We start from the raw sequence: 21,245 nt of genomic DNA, 5'->3' as shown, positions 1-21,245 counted from the left end.
CCCCCATAATAGCGCATCTGCGCGGCGGCGAACGCTTCGTTGAACCGGCTCGCCTTCCCGGTCTGAAAATGCTACCGGGCTCCCAACAGGGAATTTGACAGCCAATGGCCGATATTTTTCGCGAGATCGATGAGGAAGTCCGCCGCGACAAGGCAGCGGAGCTTTGGAAGAAGCATGGCTGGGTCGTCACCGGCCTGGCCGTGCTGGCCGTGCTGGCCGTCGCGGGCTGGCAGTTCTGGCTGCACCGCGAGAATCAGGCCTCGCAGGCCGTGGGCGCGCGCCTCGAGGCGGCGCTCAAATCCTCGCGTGACGGCGACGGAGCCCAGGCCGAGACGATCCTGAAGGAGCTCGCCGCGCAGGCGCCGGCCGGCTATCGCCAGATCGCCCGGTTCCGCCTCGCCGCCGAGACCGCCAAGCGCGACGCCGCAGCCGGCGCCGCCGCCTTCGACGCCCTCGCCGGCGATGCCTCGCTCGGCCAGCTCTATCGCGATCTCGCCAGGCTGCGCGCCGGCATCCTGCGTGTCGACCTTTCGCCCTATGCCGAGGTCAAGACGGCGCTGGAGCCGCTGGCCGCGCCTGAAGGCGTCTGGCGCCATTCCGCCCGCGAATTCCTCGGCATCGCCGCGCTCAAGGCCAACCAGTTCGAGGATGCCGGCCGCTGGTTCGACGCCGCGATCACCGATCCGCAGGCGCCGCAGGCCCTGCGCCAGCGCGTCGAGCTCTATCTCGCTTTGGTTCGCGGCGGCCCCGTCACGGTGAAGAACTGAACCGGAGCCTCGCTCCCAACGCTTCCGTCATCTCGTTTCGGCGCTGTCGCCGGACCGGGGTGACGATGGAATGTAAAGTCTGATGACAGCCATCGTTGCCCTCATCGGCCGGCCCAATGTCGGCAAGTCGACGCTGTTCAACCGGCTGGTCGGCAAGAAGCTCGCGCTGGTCGACGACCGGCCGGGCGTGACGCGCGATCGCCGCGAGGGCGACGCGACGCTCGGCCATCTCCGCTTCAAGGTCATCGACACGGCCGGCCTCGAGGAGGCCGACAAGGATTCGCTCGCCGGCCGCATGCGCGCCCAGACCGAGACGGCGATCGCCCAGGCCGATGTCGTCGTGTTCATGATCGATGCGCGCCTCGGCCTGACGCCGATGGACCAGCCCTTCGCGGATCTGGTGCGCCGTTCCGGCAAGCCCGTCATCCTGCTCGCCAACAAGGCCGAGGGTAAGAAGGGTACCGACGGCATCATCGAATCCTATTCGCTCGGCCTCGGCGATCCCGTGCCGTTCTCGGCCGAGCATGGCGAGGGCACCGCCGACCTGCTCGAAGCGCTGGCGCCCTACATCGCCGACGAGCCCGAGGAAGAGGACGAGGATCCCTGGGCGGATGTCCCGGCCATGGACGCCGAGGAGGACGACAACCCCGACCGGCCCCTGCGCGTCACCATCATCGGCCGCCCGAATGCCGGCAAGTCGACGCTGGTGAACCGCATCATCGGCGAGGAGCGCCTGCTGACCGGCCCCGAGGCCGGCATCACCCGCGACACCATCTCGGTCGACTGGGAATGGCGCGGCCGCAAGGTCAAGCTCTTCGACACCGCCGGGATGCGCAAGCGCGCCCGCATCGAGGAGAAGCTGGAGAAGCTTTCTGTCGCGGATTCGCTGCGCGCCATCCGCTTCGCCGAGGTCGTCGTGGTGCTGCTCGACGCCACCATCCCCTTCGAGAAACAGGATCTGACGTTGGTCGACCTGACCGAACGCGAGGGCCGGGCCGTCGTGATCGGCCTCAACAAATGGGACCTCGTCGCCGATAAGCAGGGCCTGCTTGCCGAGCTCAAGGAGAAGGCCAACCATCTGCTGGCGCAGGTCCGCGGCGTGCCGATCGTGCCGCTCTCCGGCCTTGCCGGCGAGGGCATCGACCGCCTGATGCAGGCGGTGTTCTCGGCCTATGAGGTCTGGAACCGCCGTGTCTCGACGGCGCGCATCAATCGCTGGCTGGAGGGCGTGCTCTCGGCCCATCCGCCGCCGGCGGTGGCCGGGCGCCGCATCAAGATCCGCTACATGACCCAGGCCAAGGCGCGGCCGCCGACCTTCGCGCTGTTCGGCAATCAGCTGGAGCACCTGCCGATCTCCTATGTCCGCTATCTCGTGAACAATTTGCGGGAAGGCTTCGAGCTGCCGGGCACGCCGATCCGGCTGCACCGGCGCGGCGGCCACAACCCCTATGACAAGGATCGCAAGGGCTGATGCGGCAAGGGGGGATGCAGATCGCGGTCGTCGGGGCCGGTATCGCGGGGCTGTCCACCGCCTGGTCGCTGAACAAGCGCGGGCATGCGGTGACGCTGTTCGAGCAGGCACCGCAGATACCCAACCCCTACGCCGCCTCGGGTGACCAGCACCGCATCATCCGCCGCGCCTATGCCAGCGCCGATGGCTATGCCCGCACCATCAGCGAGGCGTTCGAGGCCTGGGACGAGCTCTGGGCCGATCTCGGCACGCGCCACTATGCGCCCTGCGGCGCGCTTGGCGTCTCGCAGACGGCCGATGACGAGGGCGACGCCTATCTGCAGGGGCTCGATCGGGTCGGTTCTCCCTATGAGCTCTATGAGCCGGCCGAGGCCGCCCGGCGCTATCCCTTCCTCGACGCTTCCGCGATCCGCTACGCCTATCTCAACCGGGAGGGCGGGGCGCTGTTTCCGGCGCGCATTGCCGCCGACCTGGTGCGGCTGCTGCGCGAGCGCGGCGCGACGATCCGGGCCGGCGCTGCCGTCGCGGCCATCGAGCCGGAGACCGGCAGGCTCACCCTGGCCGATGGCGAGCAGGCCGAGTTCGACCGCATCGTCGTCACGGCCGGAGCCTGGGTGCTGAAGCTGCTGCCGGAGCTTGCCGATGCTCTGACGACCTATCGCACCGCCGTCGTCTACCTCGATCCCCCCGAGGATCTCAAGGCCTCCTGGCGGGCGGCGCCGGTCATGGTCGATGTTGGCGGCACGATCGACGGCTATGTCCTGCCGCCGGTCGACGGCACCGGGCTGAAGTTCGGCGCCGGCATCGACAAGCGCCCGCGCCGGCCGGACGAGCAGCGCGACGTGCGGCCGGGCGAGGGCGAGGAGTTGCGCGACTATTTCTCCCCGCCTTTCGCGCGTATCGCCGAATACCGGGTCGAGCGCGTCGTGACCTGCGTCTACACCTTCACCCCGGATCGCAAGTTCCTGTCGCGGCAGATCGGCCGCGTCACGGCCGTCTCGGCCTGCTCCGGCCATGGCTACAAGTTCGGCGCGGCGGTCGGCCGGCGCGTGGCGGCGGCGGTCGAGACCGGCGATCAGGCCGGGCTGTTGCGCTGGCTCCGGGCCGAGTGAGGGCCGCGGAGGGCGCATGCTCGAGACGGTGAGCGCCCTCTTCGTCGACCGGGACCGCAAGGTGCTGCTCGGCTTGCGCGCCGTCTGGAAGCGGGCATGGCCCGGCCATTGGGATGCGATCGGCGGGCGGGTCGAACCCGGCGAGGCGCTCGAACGGGCGCTGATCCGCGAATGCCGCGAGGAGGTCGGGTTGACGCCGACCCGCTATGAGCGCGTCCTCTCGGAGGCGGAGCGGTTTCCGGAGCGCAACGGCGCCGCGCTCCATCACATCTACGTCGTCAGCGCCTGGGAGGGCGGTCCGGCCGTCAATCTCGTCGACGAGCATGACGAGATCCGCTGGTTCAGCCTGGAGGAGATGGCGGCGCTGCCGAACCTCACCATCCCCGATCTGATCACGCTGGTGCGGGCCGCGCTGGAGCATGGGCTCCGAGTTGGATCCGAGCCCTCATCCTGAGGAGCGCCGCAGGCGCGCCTCGAAGGATGCTTCAGGAGGCTCCGGAGATATCTGGAACATCCTTCGAGACGCCGCTTCGCGGCTCCTCAGGATGAGGGCTGGAATGGCGAGACAAACCCGTGGGGCGAGAACTCGCCGCTCCTGTCAGCCGCGCCTGACGCCGCCGGCTCAGGCCGGCAGTTGCGGGCTCAGCACCTTGCCCTGCGGGAAGTCGAAGATCTTGCCGCTCTCGGTCCATTCCGGGGAGGCGAGCCTGACCAGATGCGGCGCCAGATCCTCCGGCGTCTTCAGCGTCATCGGGTCCTCGCCGGGCATCGCCTCGGCCCGCATGCGAGTCCGCAGCGGTCCGGGATTGACCAGCATGACCTTGACCGGCGTGGTCGCGGTCTCGGCGGCGTAGGTGCGCCCCAGCGCCTCCACGGCGGCCTTGGAGATCGAGTACGGCCCCCAATAGGCCAGGCACTTGTGCGCGGCGCCGGACGACATCAGCAGGACACGACCGGCATCGGAGGCGCGCAGCGCCGGATCGAGCGATTTGAGCAGCCGCCAATTGGCGGTGACGTTGGTGTCGAGAACCCTTGCCCATTCGGTCTCGGAGGCATGGCCGAGCGGCGTGAGCGGGCCGAGGATGCCGGCATTCGCCAGCAGGATGTCGAGCTTGCCCCAGCGCTCCATCACGACGGGGCCGAGCTTTTCCAGCGCGCCGGCATCGGCGAGGTCGAGCGGCACCAGCGTGGCGCTGCCGCCGATCTCACGGATCTCGTCGTCAAGCTCCTCCAGCGCCCCGGCGGTGCGGGCGAGCGCGACGACATGGGCACCGGCCCGGGCGAAGGCGAGGGCCGCCGCGCGGCCGATGCCGCGCGAGGCGCCGGTGACGAGCGCGACGCGCCCCTGAAGCGATGTGGTCATGGCGGATCCTGTCCGAGCACGTCTTGGGCAATTCCCGCAGCCCTCATCCCGAGGTGCCGCGCCACGCGGCGTCTCGAAGGATGCTCCAGGAGGCCCTCGCGCAAGCTGAAGCATCCTTCGAGACGCGGCTCAAGAGCCGCTCCTCAGGATGGGGGCTGCGAAATGGAGCTTCGCTCAGCCGGCTTCCGCCAACAGCGAGATCTGCTGCTTGGCGCTTTCGCCGATCACGTCGGTCAGCGAGGTCGGGTAGTCGCCGGTGAAGCAGTGGTCGGTGAACTGCGGCCGCGTCGGGTCCCGCCGCTCATGCCCCATCGCGCGATAGAGCCCGTCGACCGAGATGAAGGCCAGCGAATCCGCCCCGACGAACTGGCGCATCTCCTCGAGCGAATGCGTCGCGGCGAGCAGCTTCTCGCGATCGGGCGTGTCGATGCCGTAATAGTCGGGATGGGTGATCGGCGGCGAGGAGATACGGAAATGCACCTCGCGGGCTCCGGCCTCGCGCATCATCTTCACGATCTTGAACGAGGTCGTGCCGCGCACGATCGAATCGTCGACCAGCACGACGCGCTTGCCCTCGACCACCGAGCGGTTGGCCGAGTGCTTCAGCTTGACGCCGAGCTCGCGGACCTTCTGCGTCGGCTCGATGAAGGTGCGGCCGACATAGTGGTTGCGGATGATGCCGAGCTCGAAGGGGATGCCGCTCGCCTGGGCATAGCCCAGCGCCGCCGGCACGCCTGAATCCGGCACGGGCACGACGACATCGGCCTCGGCCGGCGATTCCTGCGCCAGCACCGCGCCCATCGCCTTGCGGCGCTCGTAGATGCTGCGGCCCTTCACGATCGAATCGGGCCGGGCGAAATAGATGTACTCGAAGATGCAGGGCCGCTCGGCCGCCGGCGGGAAGGGCTTGTGGCTCTCGATGCCGCTGTCGGAGATGATCACGACCTCGCCGTTCTCGATCTCGCGGACGAACTTGGCGCCGATGATGTCGAGCGCGCAGGTCTCCGAGGCCAGGATCGGGCAGCCATCGAGCTCGCCGAGCACGAGCGGGCGGATGCCGAGCGGGTCGCGCGCGCCGATCAGCTTCTTGTTGGTGATGCCGACGAAGGCATAGGCGCCCTCGATCTGGCGGATCGCCTCGATGAAGCGGTCGACGAAATTCTGCTTGCGGCTGCGCGCCACGAGATGCAGCAGCACCTCGGTGTCGGAGGTGGACTGGTAGATCGCGCCGTCGCGCACCAGATTGCGGCGCAGCGTCAGCCCGTTGGTCAGGTTGCCGTTATGGGCGACGGCGAAGCCGCCGCCATGCAGCTCCGCGAAGAGCGGCTGGACATTGCGCAGGATCGTCTCGCCCGTCGTCGAATAGCGGACATGGCCGATCGCCTGCTTGCCCTTGAGCTTGTCGATGACGCTCGCTTCAGAGAAGGCGTCGCCGACCAGGCCGAGCCGGCGCTCCGAATGGAAGCGCTTGCCGTCGAAGGAGACGATGCCCGTCGCCTCCTGGCCGCGGTGCTGGAGCGCGTGCAGGCCGAGCGCCGTCAGCGCGGCCGCGTCGGCATGGCCGTAGATGCCGAAGACACCGCATTCTTCCCGCAGCCGGTCGGCATCGGGATCGAAGGCGGTATCAGTCTCGGGTTGCGAGATCATGTCGAGCTCCACGCGCTGTGACGGCTAAGCTACGCCTCAATTAGGGACGGGCAGGGGCCGGCGCAACCGGTGCCGGCGCGGCTGGGCTGCGCGGCTCCTCTGCCGGGGCCTCGGTGCCTTCCTCCGGCTTCTGCTTCTTCAGCAGGTTCTTGATGAAATCGGCGTTGACGTCCTGCGGCAGCATGGAGATCAGCGAGCGGCCGGTCTCCTCCAGCATCGGCTTGGCCTTGGCGTCCTTGGCCCAGACCGGCATCTTCTCGTTGCCGACCAGCGCCGCGAAGAACAGGTAGCCGATCACCGCGAGCAGCAGGCCGCGCGCCGCGCCGAAGACGAAGCCGAGCGTGCGGTCGAGCGCGCCGATACGCGAATCCAGCACGAAATCGGAAATCCGAGCCGTGATCAGCGAGACGACGATCAGCGTGCCCAGGAAGAGCGCGGCGATCGCTGCGACCAGCGCGATCGTGTCCTGCGCCGAGCTTGCCGGGATATACTGCTTCACGAAGGGCAGGAGCTGCGGATGGAACACCCAGGCCACTGCCGCGGCAGCAACCCAGGAGGCGATCGCAAGCACTTCGCGCGTAAAGCCGCGGACGGCGGCGAGCAAAGCCGAGATCAGAACCACGCCGATGACGACGAGATCGAGAATGGTGACAGGCATGGGAGGGCCGCTCTGCTGTGGTCTGGTGCCGGCCGGCCGCAGAACGGGCGGCCGTTTCGGCTTTGCTATACGCGTTCCCGGCGTCTGCGTCACCCTTCGGGCGACGTCATTTCACATCTCTGCGGGGCGCGCGGGCCGCGATGTCGGCAACGAGCTCCGTGACATGGCCGAAGCGCCGCAGGTTAAGCCCGCCGCCATCGCCATGGTCGGCGCCGCCGGACGGCATCAGCGCGGCCTCGAAGCCGAGCTTCGCCGCCTCGCGCAGCCGCGCCGCCGTGACCGAGACCGGCCGGACTGCGCCCGAGAGCGCGATCTCGCCGAAATAGACTGCTTGCGGCGGCAGTGTCGCGCCGCTGAGCGAGGAGACCAGCGCCGCCGCGACCGCGACATCTGCTGCCGGCTCGTTGACGCGCAGGCCGCCGGCGACGTTGAGATAGACATCGTGCTGCCCGAGCCGCAGGCCGCCATGCGTTTCAAGCACGGCGAGCACCATGGCGAGCCGGCTGTTCTCCCAGCCGACCACGGCGCGCCGCGGCGTGCCGAGCGCCGTCGGCGCGACCAGGGCCTGGATCTCGACCAGGACGGGCCGCGTGCCCTCGATGCCGGCGAAGACGGCGGCGCCGGGCGCCGGCTGATCGCGGCCGGCGAGGAAGAGCGCCGAGGGGTTGGTGACCTCCGACAGGCCCTTGCCGGTCATCTCGAAGACGCCGATCTCGTCGGTCGGGCCGAAGCGGTTCTTCTGGCCGCGCAGGACGCGGAAGGCATGGGCGCCTTCGCCCTCGAAGGAGAGCACGGCGTCGACCATGTGCTCGACCACGCGCGGGCCGGCGATCTGGCCGTCCTTGGTGACGTGCCCGACGAGGATCAGGCAGACGCCGCTGGTCTTGGCATAGCGGATCAGCGCCTGCGCCGAGCCGCGCACCTGTGTCACCGTGCCCGGCGCGCTCTCGACCTCGCCTGACCACATGGTCTGGATCGAATCGATCACGACGAGGGCAGGGCGCTGGCCCTGGCCGAGCGTGGCGACGATGTCCTCGACATTGGTCTCGGCCGCCAGCTCGACCGGCGCCTCGGCCAGCCCCATGCGCTCGGCCCTGAGCCGGACTTGGCCCGTCGATTCCTCGCCCGAGACGTAGACCACGCGTCTGCCGGCATTGGCCAGCGCCGCGCAGGCCTGCATCAGCAGCGTCGACTTGCCGATGCCGGGGTCGCCGCCGATCAGCAGCACCGAGCCCGGCACGAAGCCGCCGCCGGTGACGCGGTCGAGCTCGCCGATCCCCGAGACGATGCGCGGCGCATCCTGCGTCTCGCCTTTCAGCGATTCCAGCGCGAAGACGCGGCCGCGGGCCCGCCCGCTGGAGGAGGAGCGGCCGCCGCCCGGAACGGGCGCGGCCTGCGCGTCCTCGACCAGCGAGGACCAGGTCCCGCAGGCGTCGCACTTGCCCTGCCAGCGGTGATAGACCGCGCCGCAGGCTTGGCAGTGATAGGTCGGGCCGCGCTTGGCCATCAGCGAAGCTCCGCCGTCATTCCGGGGCGCGCCGCAGGCGCGAGCCCGGAACCCATGAGCGCGACGGGATTGCAGACGCCGTCAGGCTCGCCCTTGTGGCGAGCATCCACGCCTTGAACACCACCTTCGATCGACGAAGACGTGGATGGTCGGCACAAGGCCGACCATGACGGGAAGGCCGTGGTCATGGATTCCGGGCTCATCGCTGCGCGATGCCCCGGAATGACGGTGCGGCTCATCAAAGCCTCAAAGCCCCAGATACCGCCGCGCGTAGCGCCGGCCGAGATTGGTCAGGATCTCGTAGCCGATCGTCTTGGCGCCGGCACCGACCGCCTCGAGATCGAGCTGGCCGCCGATCAGCGTCACATGCGCTCCACGCTGGGCCGCGCCCGCAGGGGCTTCGGTGACGTCGATGATGATCAGATCCATCGAGACCGTGCCGACGAAGGGACACAGGGCGCCGTCGAGCAGCGCCGCGCCGCCGGTCGTCGTGTCGGTCCAGCTGCCGTTGCGCGGATAGCCGTCGGCATAGCCGAGGCAGATCGTCGCGAGCCGGCGCTTGCCCTTGGCGGTCCAGCGGCCGTTATAGCCGACATGGGTTCCGGCCTCGACCTCGCGGACCTGGATGATCGTCGCTTCCAGCCCGACGACGGGCCGCATCGGGTTGGGCTTGCCGGGCGTCGGATTGCCGCCATAGAGGGCGTATCCGGGCCGGGTGAGCTGATAGGACGGGCAATCCTTGAGGAAATGGCCCGAGGAGTTCTTCAGCGAGGCCGGGATCTCCGGCAGCGCCGCCGCGATCTCGGCGAAGGCAGCGATCTGGCGGGCATTGGCCGGGTCGGTTTCATCCTCCGAGGAGGCGAAATGGCTCATCAGCAGGCCGATATCCGCCGCCGCGATCACGCCGGAGCGCTCGCGCGCGAGGTTCAGCCCCTCGCCGGCCCAGAGGCCGAGCCGGTTCATCGCCGTGTCGACATGCAGCGCCGCCGGCCGGACCTTCGCGCCGGTCTGCCGGAACGAGGCCCATTCGAGCAATTCCTCATGCGAGCCCAGCACCGGCGAGAGCGCATGCTCGGCATAGCGGTCGCAGCTGCCGGGAAGCAGCCCGTTGAGTACGTAGATCGTCGCCTCGGGCGCGACCTTGCGGGCGCGGATGCCTTCGGAGACATGAGCGACGAAGAAGGTCCGGCAGCCGGCCCGCGCCAGCGCCGTCACCGCGGGCTCGATGCCGATGCCATAGGCGTCCGCCTTGACGACGGCGCTCGCCTCGGTTCCGGCGCGCTCGCCGAGAAGGCGCCAGTTCGCGACCAGCGCGTCGAGGTCGATGGTCAGGGTCGCGCCATGAGCGACGGGATCGAGCGGATCTGCAGGCATCATTCACGGTCCGGGAGGCGAAGGTCGTCGGCGCGGTCGGAGAAGCGCGTCACGTCGGCGTCGAACTGCAGGGCGACGGCACCGGTCGGACCATGGCGCTGCTTGCCGATGATCAATTCGGCGACGCCGTGGGCGGCTTCCATTTCGATCTGCCACTTGTTGTGCTCTTCGGTGCCGGGCCGCGGCTCCTTGCCCTTGAGGTAGTATTCCTCGCGGTAGACGAACATCACCACGTCGGCGTCCTGCTCGATCGAGCCGGATTCGCGCAGGTCCGAGAGCTGGGGCCGCTTGTCGTCGCGATTCTCGACCTGGCGCGAGAGCTGGGAGAGCGCGATGATCGGGACGTTCAGCTCCTTCGCCAGCGCCTTCAGGCTGGTGGTGATCTCGGTCAGCTCCTGCACGCGGTTCTGGCCGGCCTTGGCCGAGCCGGAGAGGAGCTGGAGATAGTCGATGAACAGGACGTCGAGCCCCTTCTGGCGCTTGAGGCGCCGGGCACGGGCCATCAGCTGGGCGATCGAGATGCCGCCGGTCTGGTCGATATAGAGCGGCAGCTTCTCGATCTGCGCGGCGACGTCGGTCAGCCGGGCGAAGTCGCCCTCGGTGATGCGGCCCTGCCTGATCTTGTAGGAGGAGATGCTCGACTGTTCGGCGACGATACGCGTCGCGAGCTGGTCGGCCGACATTTCGAGCGAGAAGAAGCCGACGATGCCGCCGTCGACCGTCTTGATCGTGCCGTCCTCCTGCCGCTCCCCGCGCCAGGCCTTGGCGATGTTGAAGGCGATGTTGGTGGCGAGCGAGGTCTTGCCCATGGCGGGGCGGCCGGCGAGCACGAGCAGGTCCGAGCGCTGCAGGCCGCCCATGCGCTGGTCGACGTCGCGCAGGCCCGTCGAGATGCCGGAGAGGCCGCCGGCGCGCTGATACGCGCTTGCGGCCATGTCGATGGCGAGGCGCAGCGCCCCGTCGAATTTCTGGAAGCCGCCCTCGTAGCGGCCCTTTTCCGCGAGCTCGTAGAGCTTGCGCTCGGCTTCCTCGATCTGCTCGCGCGGCGCCATCTCGACCGGCGCGTCATAGGCGACGTTGACCAGGTCCTCGCCGACGCCGATGAGCTGCCGGCGCACGGCGAGGTCGTAGATCGTGCGGCCGTAGTCGCCGGCGTTGATCACGGTCGTCGCCTCGGCCGCGAGCCGGGCGAGGTACTGGCTCGGCGTGATCTCGCCGAGGTCGAGGTCGTTGACGAAGGTCTTGAGCGTGATCGGCGTCGCGATCTTGCCGGCGCGGATCAGGCTGCCGGTCAGCTCGAAGACGCGCTGGTGGATCGGCTCGAAGAAATGGTCCGGCAGCAGGAAGTCGGAGACGCGGTAGAAGGCGTCGTTGTTGACCAGGATCGCGCCCAGCAGTGCTTGCTCGGCCTCGATGTTGTGAGGCTGGACGCGATATTCCGGCTCGTGGTTGTCGAGGCGGGCGACGAGGGCGGTAGCGGTGGCCATGGCTGCCTTGATAGGTAAGCGCTGACTTACGTTTCAAGCCGACAATTGGCCGCTGGACGCGAGACACATGGCGGCAACTGAGTCGGGATAGCCTAGTCTAGCACTCCGCCAGCTTCTGCCAGCATGGCGATGCCCAATCCACGCAGTTCACAGGCGCGGAACGAAAAGGGCGCCGTGTTGCCACGGCGCCCTTGACTTGACTTCGGAGCGGTAAGGCTCAGCGCTCGTCGTCGCCGGCCTCGGCCAGCGCCGCGCCGACCTCGAGGCCGAGATCGTCGAGGTCGAACTCCTCGCGGGCGGTGACGTTCTCACCGGCGGCCTGACGGTCGGCTTCCTGGGCCGAGCGGGCAACGTTGACGGTGACCGTGACCGCGACTTCCGGATGCAGCACGACCGGGACGGTGTGCAGGCCGAGCGTCTTGATCGGGTGGTTCAGCGTCACCTGGTTGCGGGCGACCTTGAAGCCCTCGGCCGACAGCGCCTCGGCGATGTCGCGGGTCGAGACCGAGCCGTAGAGCACGCCCGACTCGCCCGACTGGCGCAGGATCACGACGCTCTGGCCGTTGAGGCGCTCGGCGACGGACTCGGCTTCGGACTTCAGCTCGAGGTTGCGGGTCTCGAGCTCGAGCTTCTGGCTCTCGAAGCGCTTCTTGTTGTCCTCGGTGGCGCGCAGCGCCTTGCCGCGGGCGAGCAGGTAGTTGCGGCCGAAGCCGTCGCGAACGCGGACGATGTCGCCCATCTGGCCGAGTTTGGCGACGCGTTCGAGCAGGATCACTTCCATGGGTCTTCTCCTTGATGTCTTGAGTCAGGGTTTCAGGAATGGGTAGGCGGAGGCGGCAGCGCGGCCCGCCGGCGCAGGCCGAGAAGCGTGTCGATCAGGCCGACGAGCGCGAGCAGCGGCGTCAGCACGGCCTGCATCACGACGAGCGCGACATAGACCGAGATCAGCATCGGCAACCGCCAGGGGCGGCCACGCGAGAGGTCGTGCAGCAGGCACAGCCCGCTGAACATGAAGGCGGCGAGCAGGGCGCCGACCAGCGCGGTCGCGGCCACGCCGATGAAGCCGCCGAGCGAGGCGATCACGGCCGAGGCGACCAGCAGCAGCAGCGCCTGCCGCGGCAGCGAGGCCGAGGGGATGAAGGGCCAGGGGCGCGGCAGCCGGTCCGACATCTTCACGGTGCGCGCCGCGAGCCAGAGATTGGCGGCGATGGTGGTGACGAAGGAGGCGCCGATGCCGAGCGGCACTGCGGGAGCCAGGTTCTCCGCGAGTTCCTTCACATGGACGTTGGCCGGCAGCGCGATCAGCTTGCCGCGCACCATCTCGTTCAGCAGGTTCTCGATCATCCGCGAGATCACCGAGCGGTAGGTCTCGTAATCGGTGGTCATCACCAGCGCGCTGCCGACGGTGGCGAGAGCGGCGGTGGCGGCGATCCAGAGCAGTAGGTTGCCGAGCGGGTACCACTCCACCGCGCCTTGGGCGTCGCTGCGGGCGAGCAGGGCGAGATAGGCGATCCACCAGGCGGGCAGGCCGATGATCAGCGCGAAGGCGATACCGCCCGTCGGCGCGAGCGCGACCGCGACGGCGAGCGCGCCGGCAGCCGTGGCGAACAGCCCGGAACGGTGGTTCCAGCCTAGCGAGGCGATGAAGATCGGGAGGGGGGCGGCAGAGTACAGCAGGGCTGCCAGCGGCGATCCGGTGATCACCACTGAGAAGAGCAGGGCCGAAACGAGGCCCGCGCCGATGCCGACAATCGGAATCATCTAGTCCGTCCTGCTGTCCCGCTGCTCGCAAGCCTTCTGGCTCGGCAGGGTGAGAGGCCCTTCGGCCTCAACGAACCCGATGGAGTTTCACCGCCGGGCGACTGGTTGATCTTTGATGCGAGAACCGGAGGCGCGCGGCGCGCCTCCGGTATGAGCGGTATCCGGATCCGGGTTGCGGATCAGCGGATGACGTAGGGCAGCAGGCCGAGGAAGCGGGCGCGCTTGATGGCCTGAGCCAGCTCGCGCTGCTTCTTGGCGGAGACCGCCGTGATGCGGGACGGGACGATCTTGCCGCGCTCGGAGATGTAGCGCGAGAGCAGACGGACGTCCTTGTAGTCGATCTTCGGAGCGCCTTCGCCCGAGAACGGGCAGGACTTGCGGCGGCGGAAGAAGGGGCGACGGGCGCCAGCGGATGCAGTCGACATGGATCAGGCCTCCGCTTCGGCGGTTTCGGTCGCTTCGTCTTCGCGACGCGGACGGTCACGGCGCGGGCCGCGCTCGAAACGGTCGCCGCCACGCTCGCCACGCTCGTCGCGATCGCGCTTCTGGAGCATGGCCGACGGGCCTTCCTCGAGCTCCTCGACCTTGATGGTCATGAAGCGCAGGATGTCCTCGTTGATGCGCATCTGGCGCTCCATCTCCAGCACGGCGGCGGAGGGGGCCTCGATGTTCAGCAGCGTGTAGTGCGCCTTGCGGTTCTTCTTGATGCGGTAGCCGAGGGACTTGACGCCCCAATACTCGACCTTGCGGATGGCGCCGCCATTCGCTTCGATCACGCCCTTGAACTGCTCGACAAGAGCTTCGACCTGCTGCGCGCTGACATCCTGCCGCGCGAGCAGCACATGCTCGTACAATGCCATATGTGGCCTTCCTTGTTTCACCCTGCTTCGCCCGGCGCGGAGCCCTCCGAGCCCTGGATAAGGCCCGACAGGATTTCATCGAAGGCGGAGACACGGGATGTCGGCTCCGGGGAGCCTGCGCTCTTCCTTGCGGACGAACGTCATCCGTTCAGCCTCCGGCCGAACAAGCAGGAGGCAGCCGTTACAGCGTCCCGGCCGTCATGGCAACCGGAATCTGGCGGGAAAGCCGGCTTGGGGAGCGGAAAACTCGGCCGCCATGCTTGACTTGGGCGCGAAACCGATGTGACAGCCCCGTCATAATACATAAGTTCAGCAGAACGAGGCGTTCCGAGCATGGCGACAGCGTTCATCTTTCCCGGCCAGGGTTCCCAGGCCGTCGGCATGGGCAAGAGCCTGGCCGAAGCCTTCCCGGTGGCGAAGGCCGTCTTCGACGAGGTCGATGCGGCATTGTCGCAGAAGCTGTCCGGGGTGATGTGGGACGGCCCGTCGGAGGAGCTGACCCTCACGGCCAACGCCCAGCCGGCGCTGATGGCCGTCAGCCTCGCCGTGGTGCGGGTGCTCGAGGCGGAGGCCGGGCTCGATCTGAAGCGTGACGCCGCCTTCGTCGCCGGTCACTCGCTCGGGGAATATTCGGCGCTCGCCGCCGCCGGCACCTTCTCGATCGCGGACGCCGCCCGCCTGCTGCGTATCCGTGGCGACGCCATGCAGAAGGCGGTTCCGGCCGGGCAGGGCGCGATGGCCGCGCTGCTCGGCGCCGAGCTCGACCAGGCCCGCGCGATCGCCGCCGACGCGGCCGAGGGCGAGGTCTGCGAGGCCGCGAACGACAATGGCGGCGGGCAGGTCGTGCTCTCCGGCGCCAAGGCCGCGGTCGAGCGGGCGATCGCGCTCGCCGGCGAGCGCGGCGTGAAGCGCGCCATGCTGCTGCCGGTTTCCGCGCCCTTCCATTGCGCCCTGATGCAGCCGGCCGCCGATGCGATGCGCGAGGCGCTGGCCAAGGTCTCGATGCAGGCCCCCGTCGTGCCGGTGATGGCCAATGTCGGCGCGGCGCCGCTGAGCGAGCCGGGCGCGATCCGGGATTCGCTCGTGGCCCAGGTCACGGGCACGGTGCGCTGGCGCGAATGCGTCCAGGCCATGGCCGCGGCCGGCGTCACGGATTTCGTCGAGCTCGGCAGCGGCAAGGTGCTCGCCGGCCTGGTGAAGCGTATCGTTGCAGGCGCGGCGCCGGTCTCGATCGGTACGGCTGAGGACATCGCGGCGTTCAAGGCCCGCTAGGCGTGAAGGCGCGGGCCCAGGACGGGCAGGAACGGCAGGACGCCGAAAAAGGGAGCGAACATGTTTGATCTGACCGGCCGCAAGGCCCTGGTCACCGGCGCCACCGGTGGCCTCGGCGGAGCCATCGCGCGGACCCTCCATGCGCAGGGTGCGAGCGTCGCGATTTCCGGCACGCGCGCCGAGGCGCTCGAAGCCCTGGCCGCCGAGCTCGGCGAGCGCGTCGTGCTCGCGCCCTGCAACCTCGCCGACAAGGATTCCGTCGAGGCGCTGGTGCCGACGGCCGAGGAGAAGCTCGGCGGGCTCGACATCCTCGTCAACAATGCCGGCATCACCCGCGACAACCTGTTCATGCGCCTGAAGGACGAGGACTGGGACAGCGTGCTCGCCGTCAACCTCACTGCCGCCTTCCGCCTCGCGCGCGCGGCCGTGAAGTCGATGATGCGCAAGCGTTACGGTCGAATCGTCTCGATCGGCTCCGTCGTCGGCACGACCGGCAATGCCGGGCAGGGCAACTATGCCGCCGCCAAGGCCGGGCTGATCGGCATGTCGAAGGCGCTCGCCGCCGAGGTGGCGAGCCGCAACATCACCGTCAACGTGGTCTCGCCCGGTTTCATCGAGTCGCCGATGACGCAGGTGCTGAACGACAAGCAGCGCGAGAGCATTCTCTCGGACGTGCCGATGGGGCGTCTGGGCGCGGGGGCGGATGTCGCTGCGGCGGTCGCCTATCTGGCCAGCGAGGAAGCCGGCTACGTGACCGGGCAGACCCTGCACGTCAACGGCGGAATGGCAATGATCTAGGCGCGTTAGCGCGATTTCCGGATTGGCTTTGATAACTTTGCGGTGCTCTCGCCAGTCTCGAAAGGGTATGTTAACTAGCGCCGTCGCGCTGCCACCCGGCGATCCGAGGGGACTTGACGAAACCCCGGTTGTTGCGTTTGTGCAGGCTTCGAGCTTTCCGGATCGCGGGCATCGCCATGGTGGCGAGGCGGCTCGGAAGAAGATCCATTAAGCGCGTCGCGTCCCTGCGATGCGTTTTCAGTTTCCAAGTCTAAGGAAGAGACTCATGAGCGATGTTGCCGAGCGCGTGAAGAAGATCGTGGTCGAGCACCTCGGCGTCGAGCCCGAGAAGGTTGTCGACGGCGCCAACTTCATCGAGGACCTGGGCGCTGACAGCCTCGACACCGTCGAGCTCGTGATGGCCTTCGAGGAAGAGTTCGGCGTCGAGATCCCGGACGATGCGGCCGAGACGATCGTGACGGTCGGCGACGCCGTGAAGTTCCTGTCGTCGAAGAGCGCCTGATCGGCCTTCGGGGCTGATCCACTCAGAAAACATCATGGCTTCTCGCAGTTCTCCGATGCGGCGTGTCGTCGTGACCGGGCTCGGCATGGTGACGCCGCTCGGTTGCGGCGTCGAGCCGACCTGGACACGTCTCCTTGCCGGCGCCAGCGGCGCCGGCCCCATCACCAGCTTCGACGCCAGCGACCTGCCGGCGCGGATCGCCTGCAACATCCCGCGGGGTGACGGCAGCGACGGGACCTATAATCCCGACGACTGGATGGAGCCGAAGGAGCAGCGCAAGGTCGACGACTTCATCATCTTTGCGATGGCCGCTGCCACGCAGGCGTTGAAGGACGCCGGCTGGAAGCCGGAAAGCTATGATGACCAGATCCGGACCGGTGTCGCCATCGGTTCGGGTATCGGCGGGCTCGGAGGCATCTACGAGGCCTCCCTCCTGCTCAAGGAGCGCGGCCCGCGCCGGCTTTCGCCCTTCTTCATCCCGGGGCGTCTCATCAATCTCGCCGCCGGCTACGTTTCGATCGAGCACGGGCTGAAGGGGCCGAACCATTCGGCCGTCACCGCCTGCTCGACCGGCGCGCACGCCATCGGCGACGCTACGCGCATGATCGCCCTCGGCGATGCCGAGGTCATGGTCGCAGGCGGCGCCGAATCGGCGATCAACCGCATCGGCATCGCCGGCTTCTGCGCCTGCCGGGCGCTGTCGACCGGCTTCAACGACACGCCCGAGAAGGCCTCGCGCCCCTACGACAAGGATCGCGACGGCTTCGTCATGGGCGAGGGCGCCGGTGTCGTCGTGCTCGAGGAACTGGAGCATGCTCTGGCCCGCGGCGCGCGCATCTATGCCGAGGTCGTCGGCTACGGCATGTCGGGCGACGCCTATCACATCACCTCGCCGGCCGAGGACGGGGACGGCGCCTATCGCTGCATGCAGGCCGCGCTCGGGCGGGCCGGCATCACGGCCGCCGATCTCGACTACATCAACGCGCATGGCACCTCGACGCCGGTCGGCGACGAGATCGAGCTGCGCGCCGTCGAGCGCCTGCTCGCCGATGCGCCGAAGCGCCCCTCGATGTCCTCGACCAAATCGGCGACGGGCCATCTCCTCGGCGCCGCCGGCGCGATCGAGGCGATCTTCACCGTGCTCGCGATTCGCGACCAGGTGGCGCCGCCGACGATCAATCTCGACAACCCTTCCGTCGAGACCGATATCGATCTGGTGCCGCATAAGGCCCGCAAGCGCGAGATCGATTACGCCCTGTCGAACTCCTTCGGCTTCGGCGGCACCAACGCCTCGCTCGTGATGCGGCGTTACCAGCCCGGCGGCTGACCCCAGCGGGTCAGCGCCGTTTTGCCATAATGTTGGGTAGAGTTTCGCATCCGCGTCGGCGAATGCGCGATTCCGCGTTCACAGCCACGGGGAAACCGGTTCTAATGCGTGGCTTCGGTCTGACGCGCCCGGTTTTCCGCCAGGCCCGGCGCGTGGGCTCGATTGTGCCGAGATCGTCTACCCCATGCTGCGAGCGTCTTGATCGTGAATGATACGCCCCGCGTCGCCCCGAAAAGTCCGAGCGAGGCCCTCAAGCCCGTAGCGCCCCCGGCGCCGCCGCCGAAGGCGCGCCGCCGTCGGCGCAGCCCCTTCCTGTCGATGCTGAGCGGGCTGTTCACGGTCGCGCTGGTCGGCGCCGGCGTCGTCGGTGCCGGCATCGCGATCGTCTCGAACCAGAGCAAGGCGCCCGGGCCGCTCGCCAGCGACCGCGTCCTGATCATTCCCAAGGAGAACGGGCTGACGGAGATCGCCGAGCTACTCCAGCGCGAGGGGCTGATCGAGCATCCGCTGAGCTTCCGCGTCGCCGCGATCATGGGCGGGGATTGGCACCGGCTCCAGGCCGGCGAATATCTGTTCAAGGCGCGGGTCAGCCCGCAGGAAATCCTCGGCATCATCTCCAGCGGCAAGGTGGTCGAGCACTCGATCACGGTTCCCGAAGGGCTGACGAGCGAGCAGATCGTGGCGCGCCTGCGCGACAACGAGTTGCTGACCGGCGAGATCGCCCAGGTGCCGAAGGAAGGCTCGATCCTGCCGGACACCTATCGTTTCCCGCGCGGCTTCTCGCGGCAGGCGATCATCGACCGCATGGCGCGCGACCAGCGCGTGGTGCTCGCCCGGATCTGGGAGCGCCGCCCCTCCGACCTGCCGATCAAGACGCCGCAGGAGCTGGTCGTGCTGGCCTCGATCGTCGAGAAGGAAACCGGCCGTGCCGATGAGCGCCCGCGCGTCGCCGGCGTCTTCATCAACCGGCTGAACCAGAAGATGCGGCTGCAGTCGGACCCGACGATCGTCTACGGCCTCGTCGGCGGCAAGGGCACGCTCGGCCGAGCGATCCAGCGCAACGAGATCACGCAGGCGACGCCCTACAACACCTATGTCATCAACGGCCTGCCGCCGGGGCCGATCGCCAATCCCGGCCGCGCCGCGATGGAGGCCGTGGTCAACCATTCGCGGACCAAGGACCTCTATTTCGTCGCCGATGGCAGCGGCGGACATGCCTTCGCCGAGACGCTGGACCAGCACAACCGCAATGTCGGCCGCTGGCGCCAGATCGAGACGACGCGCAGCCAGCAGCAGGGCGGCAAGCCGCCGGCCGACGCCGTCGACAAGGTCGAGCCGCCGCCGGCGCCCGACAGCCGCTCCGAGGCGCCCGCGACGATGCAGCCGGGCTCCGGCGCCGGCCTTCCGGTCGCGCAGCCGGCCGGTGCCGTCGCCGGTACGCGGGCCCGCGCCTTCGACGCCTCGGAGGGGACGCCGCGCGACCCGCTGCTCGACAAGACCTTCGACCTGAACTCGCCCAAGCTGGTGCCGCAGCTCAAGCCCTGATTTCAGCGGTCTGCGGCTGCGACGCGCCGGGACGACCGCAACGTCATTGCGAGGAGCGAAGCGTCGAAGCAATCCAGGAAGACTGGGTTGGACGCTCGACCCGGTCTTCCTGGATCGCTTCGCTCGCAATGACGGTGGAGCCCCCCGGGCGTCATCCCCATTTTCCGGCGGCGAGCCGCTTGCTGTCGTGCAGAGGCGCCACTACGGTCCCGCCGCATTGCAAAGGAGGCGGGCAGAGGCATGGCCATCGAAAGCATGACGGGCTTCGCCCGCGCCGCCGGGACCGCCGGCGTCCATGGCTGGGCCTGGGAGATCCGCAGCGTCAACGGGCGCGGGCTCGACCTGCGCGTTCGGGTTCCGCCCGGTTTCGAGGCGCTGGCAGAGGCGGCGCGCAAGCATCTGGCCGGCGCCTTCGCCCGCGGCACGCTGCACGTCAACCTGGCCGTGACGAGCGATGCCGGGCCGCCGCGCCCGCGCGTCAACGAGGCGGTTCTGGCCGCGCTGCTGCAGGCCATCGAGAAGCTGCCGCCCGTCGCCGGGGTCAGCCCGCCATCCTATGACGGCCTGCTCGGTATTCGCGGCGTCGTCGAGTTCGCCGACGAGGCGCAGGATATGCTGGGCGCGGTCGAGGCGCCGGCCCTTGCCGGGCTCGAGGCGGCTTCGAGCGCCCTGAAGGAAGCGCGTGCCGCCGAAGGCCGCGCGTTGGAGGCGATCGTCTCCGGCCATCTCGAGACCATCGCCCGGCTGGCCGCCGAGGCGGAGAACCACCCGGCGCGCGGCGCCGACGCCATCCGCGCGCGCATCGCGGCTCAGGTCGAGACGCTGATGGGCGCCGCGAACGGCTTCGATCCGCAGCGTCTGCATCAGGAGGCGGCGCTGCTGGCGGTGCGGGCCGATATCCGCGAGGAGATCGACCGGCTGCACGCCCATGTCGCCGCGCTGCGCGAGCTCCTCGCCAAGGGCGGGCCGATCGGCCGGAAGCTCGACTTCCTGGCCCAGGAATTCGGCCGCGAGGCTTCGACGCTCTGCGCCAAGGCGAACGATCCCGGCCTGTCGCGGATCGGCCTGGAGCTGCGCACGGTCGTCGACCAGATGCGTGAGCAGGTTCAGAACGTGGAGTGAGCCGGATGGCTGCCGAGACCCTTCACCCGGCCCGTCGCGGCCTCATGCTGATCCTGTCCTCGCCTTCCGGCGCGGGCAAGACGACGCTCACCCGCAATCTCAAGAGCGAGAACAATCTCGACCTGTCGATCTCGGTGACGACCCGCGCCAAGCGCCCCTCCGAGATCGAGGGCGTGCATTATCGCTTCATCGACCGCGCCGCCTTCGACGCCATGCGCCAGCATAACGACCTGCTGGAATGGGCCGAGGTCCATGGCAACGGCTACGGTACGCCGCGCAAGGAGGTCGAGGCCTCGCTGGCGGCCGGGCGCGACGTGCTCTTCGATATCGACTGGCAAGGCACCCAGCAGATCGTCAAGAAGGCGCGCGCCGACGTCGTCACCATCTTCATTCTGCCGCCGTCGATGGCGGAGCTGCGCTCGCGCCTGATTCGTCGCGCCGAGGATGCCGAGGACGTGATCGTCAAGCGCCTTGCCAATGCCCGCGACGAGATCGCGCGCTGGAGCCAGTACGACTACGTCATCGTCAATCACGATCTTCAAACGGCTTACGAGCAGATCAAGGCGATCCTGACGGCCGAGCGCCTGAAGCGCAGCCGTGCCGTCGGTCTCAACGATTTCGTCGACCAGCTCCTGACCGAACAGCTGCCCTGATCAGCGGGCAGTACAACCC

At 68.6% G+C, this 21,245-nt stretch carries 22 protein-coding genes; 11 read left to right on the top strand and 11 right to left on the bottom strand.

What is annotated here, in order from left to right:
* The first annotated feature begins 104 nt into the window (after positions 1–104).
* From B5Y19_RS07665 to B5Y19_RS07650, 4 genes are all read left to right on the top strand, one after another.
* Positions 105–767 carry a tetratricopeptide repeat protein gene (locus B5Y19_RS07665; protein ID WP_055727501.1) on the top strand — a complete coding sequence of 221 codons (663 nt, stop codon included), beginning with the start codon at positions 105–107 and terminating at the stop codon, positions 765–767.
* An 82-nt stretch (positions 768–849) separates the two neighbouring features.
* Entirely contained in the window at positions 850–2,238 is a 1,389-nt protein-coding gene (gene der, locus B5Y19_RS07660; RefSeq protein WP_055727502.1) for a ribosome biogenesis GTPase Der, read from the top strand.
* 14 nt (positions 2,239–2,252) lie between these two features.
* Positions 2,253–3,350, top strand: coding sequence for an NAD(P)/FAD-dependent oxidoreductase (locus B5Y19_RS07655; protein WP_079591298.1), 1,098 nt, complete (start codon positions 2,253–2,255; stop codon positions 3,348–3,350).
* 16 nt (positions 3,351–3,366) lie between these two features.
* A complete protein-coding gene (locus B5Y19_RS07650; RefSeq protein ID WP_055727504.1) occupies positions 3,367–3,804 on the top strand; it encodes an NUDIX hydrolase in 438 nt (145 codons plus the stop codon).
* Positions 3,805–3,972: 168 nt separating this feature from the next.
* Here the strand turns inward: B5Y19_RS07650 and B5Y19_RS07645 are convergent, their stop codons facing one another.
* The 11 genes from B5Y19_RS07645 to rpsF form a co-directional block, all read right to left on the bottom strand.
* Positions 3,973–4,713: an SDR family NAD(P)-dependent oxidoreductase gene (locus B5Y19_RS07645; protein ID WP_055727505.1), complete on the bottom strand. Its 741-nt coding sequence runs from the start codon at positions 4,711–4,713 to the stop codon at positions 3,973–3,975.
* A 174-nt stretch (positions 4,714–4,887) separates the two neighbouring features.
* Positions 4,888–6,360, bottom strand: coding sequence for an amidophosphoribosyltransferase (gene purF, locus B5Y19_RS07640; RefSeq protein WP_079591296.1), 1,473 nt, complete (start codon positions 6,358–6,360; stop codon positions 4,888–4,890).
* 40 nt (positions 6,361–6,400) lie between these two features.
* Positions 6,401–7,018 carry a CvpA family protein gene (locus B5Y19_RS07635; protein ID WP_055727507.1) on the bottom strand — a complete coding sequence of 206 codons (618 nt, stop codon included), beginning with the start codon at positions 7,016–7,018 and terminating at the stop codon, positions 6,401–6,403.
* Positions 7,019–7,124: 106 nt separating this feature from the next.
* Positions 7,125–8,525 (bottom strand): DNA repair protein RadA, encoded by a 1,401-nt coding sequence (gene radA, locus B5Y19_RS07630; protein ID WP_055727508.1) that lies wholly within the window; start codon positions 8,523–8,525, stop codon positions 7,125–7,127.
* Positions 8,525–8,764 (bottom strand): hypothetical protein, encoded by a 240-nt coding sequence (locus tag B5Y19_RS25625; protein ID WP_139384295.1) that lies wholly within the window; start codon positions 8,762–8,764, stop codon positions 8,525–8,527. The genes radA and B5Y19_RS25625 overlap by 1 nt, the downstream gene beginning before the upstream one ends.
* Positions 8,765–8,771: 7 nt before the next feature.
* Positions 8,772–9,899: an alanine racemase gene (alr, locus tag B5Y19_RS07625; RefSeq protein ID WP_139384310.1), complete on the bottom strand. Its 1,128-nt coding sequence runs from the start codon at positions 9,897–9,899 to the stop codon at positions 8,772–8,774.
* A complete protein-coding gene (locus B5Y19_RS07620; RefSeq protein ID WP_055727510.1) occupies positions 9,899–11,386 on the bottom strand; it encodes a replicative DNA helicase in 1,488 nt (495 codons plus the stop codon). Before B5Y19_RS07620 ends, alr begins: the two co-directional genes overlap by 1 nt.
* Before the next feature lie 217 nt (positions 11,387–11,603).
* On the bottom strand, positions 11,604–12,167 hold the full coding sequence (gene rplI / locus B5Y19_RS07615; protein WP_055727511.1) for a 50S ribosomal protein L9: 564 nt from the start codon (positions 12,165–12,167) through the stop codon (positions 11,604–11,606).
* A 32-nt stretch (positions 12,168–12,199) separates the two neighbouring features.
* Complete coding sequence (locus tag B5Y19_RS07610) at positions 12,200–13,147, bottom strand: DUF2232 domain-containing protein (protein ID WP_055727512.1); 948 nt, start codon at positions 13,145–13,147, stop codon at positions 12,200–12,202.
* Between the two features lie 179 nt (positions 13,148–13,326).
* Positions 13,327–13,572: a 30S ribosomal protein S18 gene (gene rpsR, locus B5Y19_RS07605; protein ID WP_038367644.1), complete on the bottom strand. Its 246-nt coding sequence runs from the start codon at positions 13,570–13,572 to the stop codon at positions 13,327–13,329.
* A 3-nt stretch (positions 13,573–13,575) separates the two neighbouring features.
* The gene (gene rpsF / locus B5Y19_RS07600) at positions 13,576–14,007 is read right to left on the bottom strand and encodes a 30S ribosomal protein S6 (RefSeq protein WP_055727513.1); all 432 of its coding nucleotides are present in this window, start codon (positions 14,005–14,007) and stop codon (positions 13,576–13,578) included.
* A 333-nt stretch (positions 14,008–14,340) separates the two neighbouring features.
* Between rpsF and fabD the strand changes: the two genes are divergently transcribed.
* The 7 genes from fabD (at position 14,341) to gmk (ending at position 21,226) form a co-directional block, all read left to right on the top strand.
* Positions 14,341–15,279 carry an ACP S-malonyltransferase gene (gene fabD / locus B5Y19_RS07595; RefSeq protein ID WP_055727514.1) on the top strand — a complete coding sequence of 313 codons (939 nt, stop codon included), beginning with the start codon at positions 14,341–14,343 and terminating at the stop codon, positions 15,277–15,279.
* 60 nt (positions 15,280–15,339) lie between these two features.
* Entirely contained in the window at positions 15,340–16,077 is a 738-nt protein-coding gene (gene fabG / locus B5Y19_RS07590; RefSeq protein ID WP_055727515.1) for a 3-oxoacyl-[acyl-carrier-protein] reductase, read from the top strand.
* 265 nt (positions 16,078–16,342) lie between these two features.
* Positions 16,343–16,579 (top strand): acyl carrier protein, encoded by a 237-nt coding sequence (locus tag B5Y19_RS07585; protein ID WP_055727516.1) that lies wholly within the window; start codon positions 16,343–16,345, stop codon positions 16,577–16,579.
* 55 nt (positions 16,580–16,634) lie between these two features.
* Positions 16,635–17,906, top strand: a complete 1,272-nt coding sequence (gene fabF, locus B5Y19_RS07580) for a beta-ketoacyl-ACP synthase II (RefSeq protein WP_055727517.1) — start codon at positions 16,635–16,637, stop codon at positions 17,904–17,906.
* Between the two features lie 204 nt (positions 17,907–18,110).
* On the top strand, positions 18,111–19,451 hold the full coding sequence (gene mltG, locus B5Y19_RS07575; protein WP_244555516.1) for an endolytic transglycosylase MltG: 1,341 nt from the start codon (positions 18,111–18,113) through the stop codon (positions 19,449–19,451).
* 240 nt (positions 19,452–19,691) lie between these two features.
* Entirely contained in the window at positions 19,692–20,573 is an 882-nt protein-coding gene (locus tag B5Y19_RS07570) for a YicC/YloC family endoribonuclease (RefSeq protein ID WP_055727519.1), read from the top strand.
* A gap of 5 nt (positions 20,574–20,578) precedes the next feature.
* A complete protein-coding gene (gmk, locus tag B5Y19_RS07565; protein WP_055727520.1) occupies positions 20,579–21,226 on the top strand; it encodes a guanylate kinase in 648 nt (215 codons plus the stop codon).
* Positions 21,227–21,245 lie beyond the last annotated feature (19 nt).

Source organism: Allobosea thiooxidans (assembly GCF_900168195.1).
GTDB classification, from domain to species: domain Bacteria; phylum Pseudomonadota; class Alphaproteobacteria; order Rhizobiales; family Beijerinckiaceae; genus Allobosea; species Allobosea thiooxidans.
This window is presented reverse-complemented; position numbering and strand designations above follow the sequence as displayed.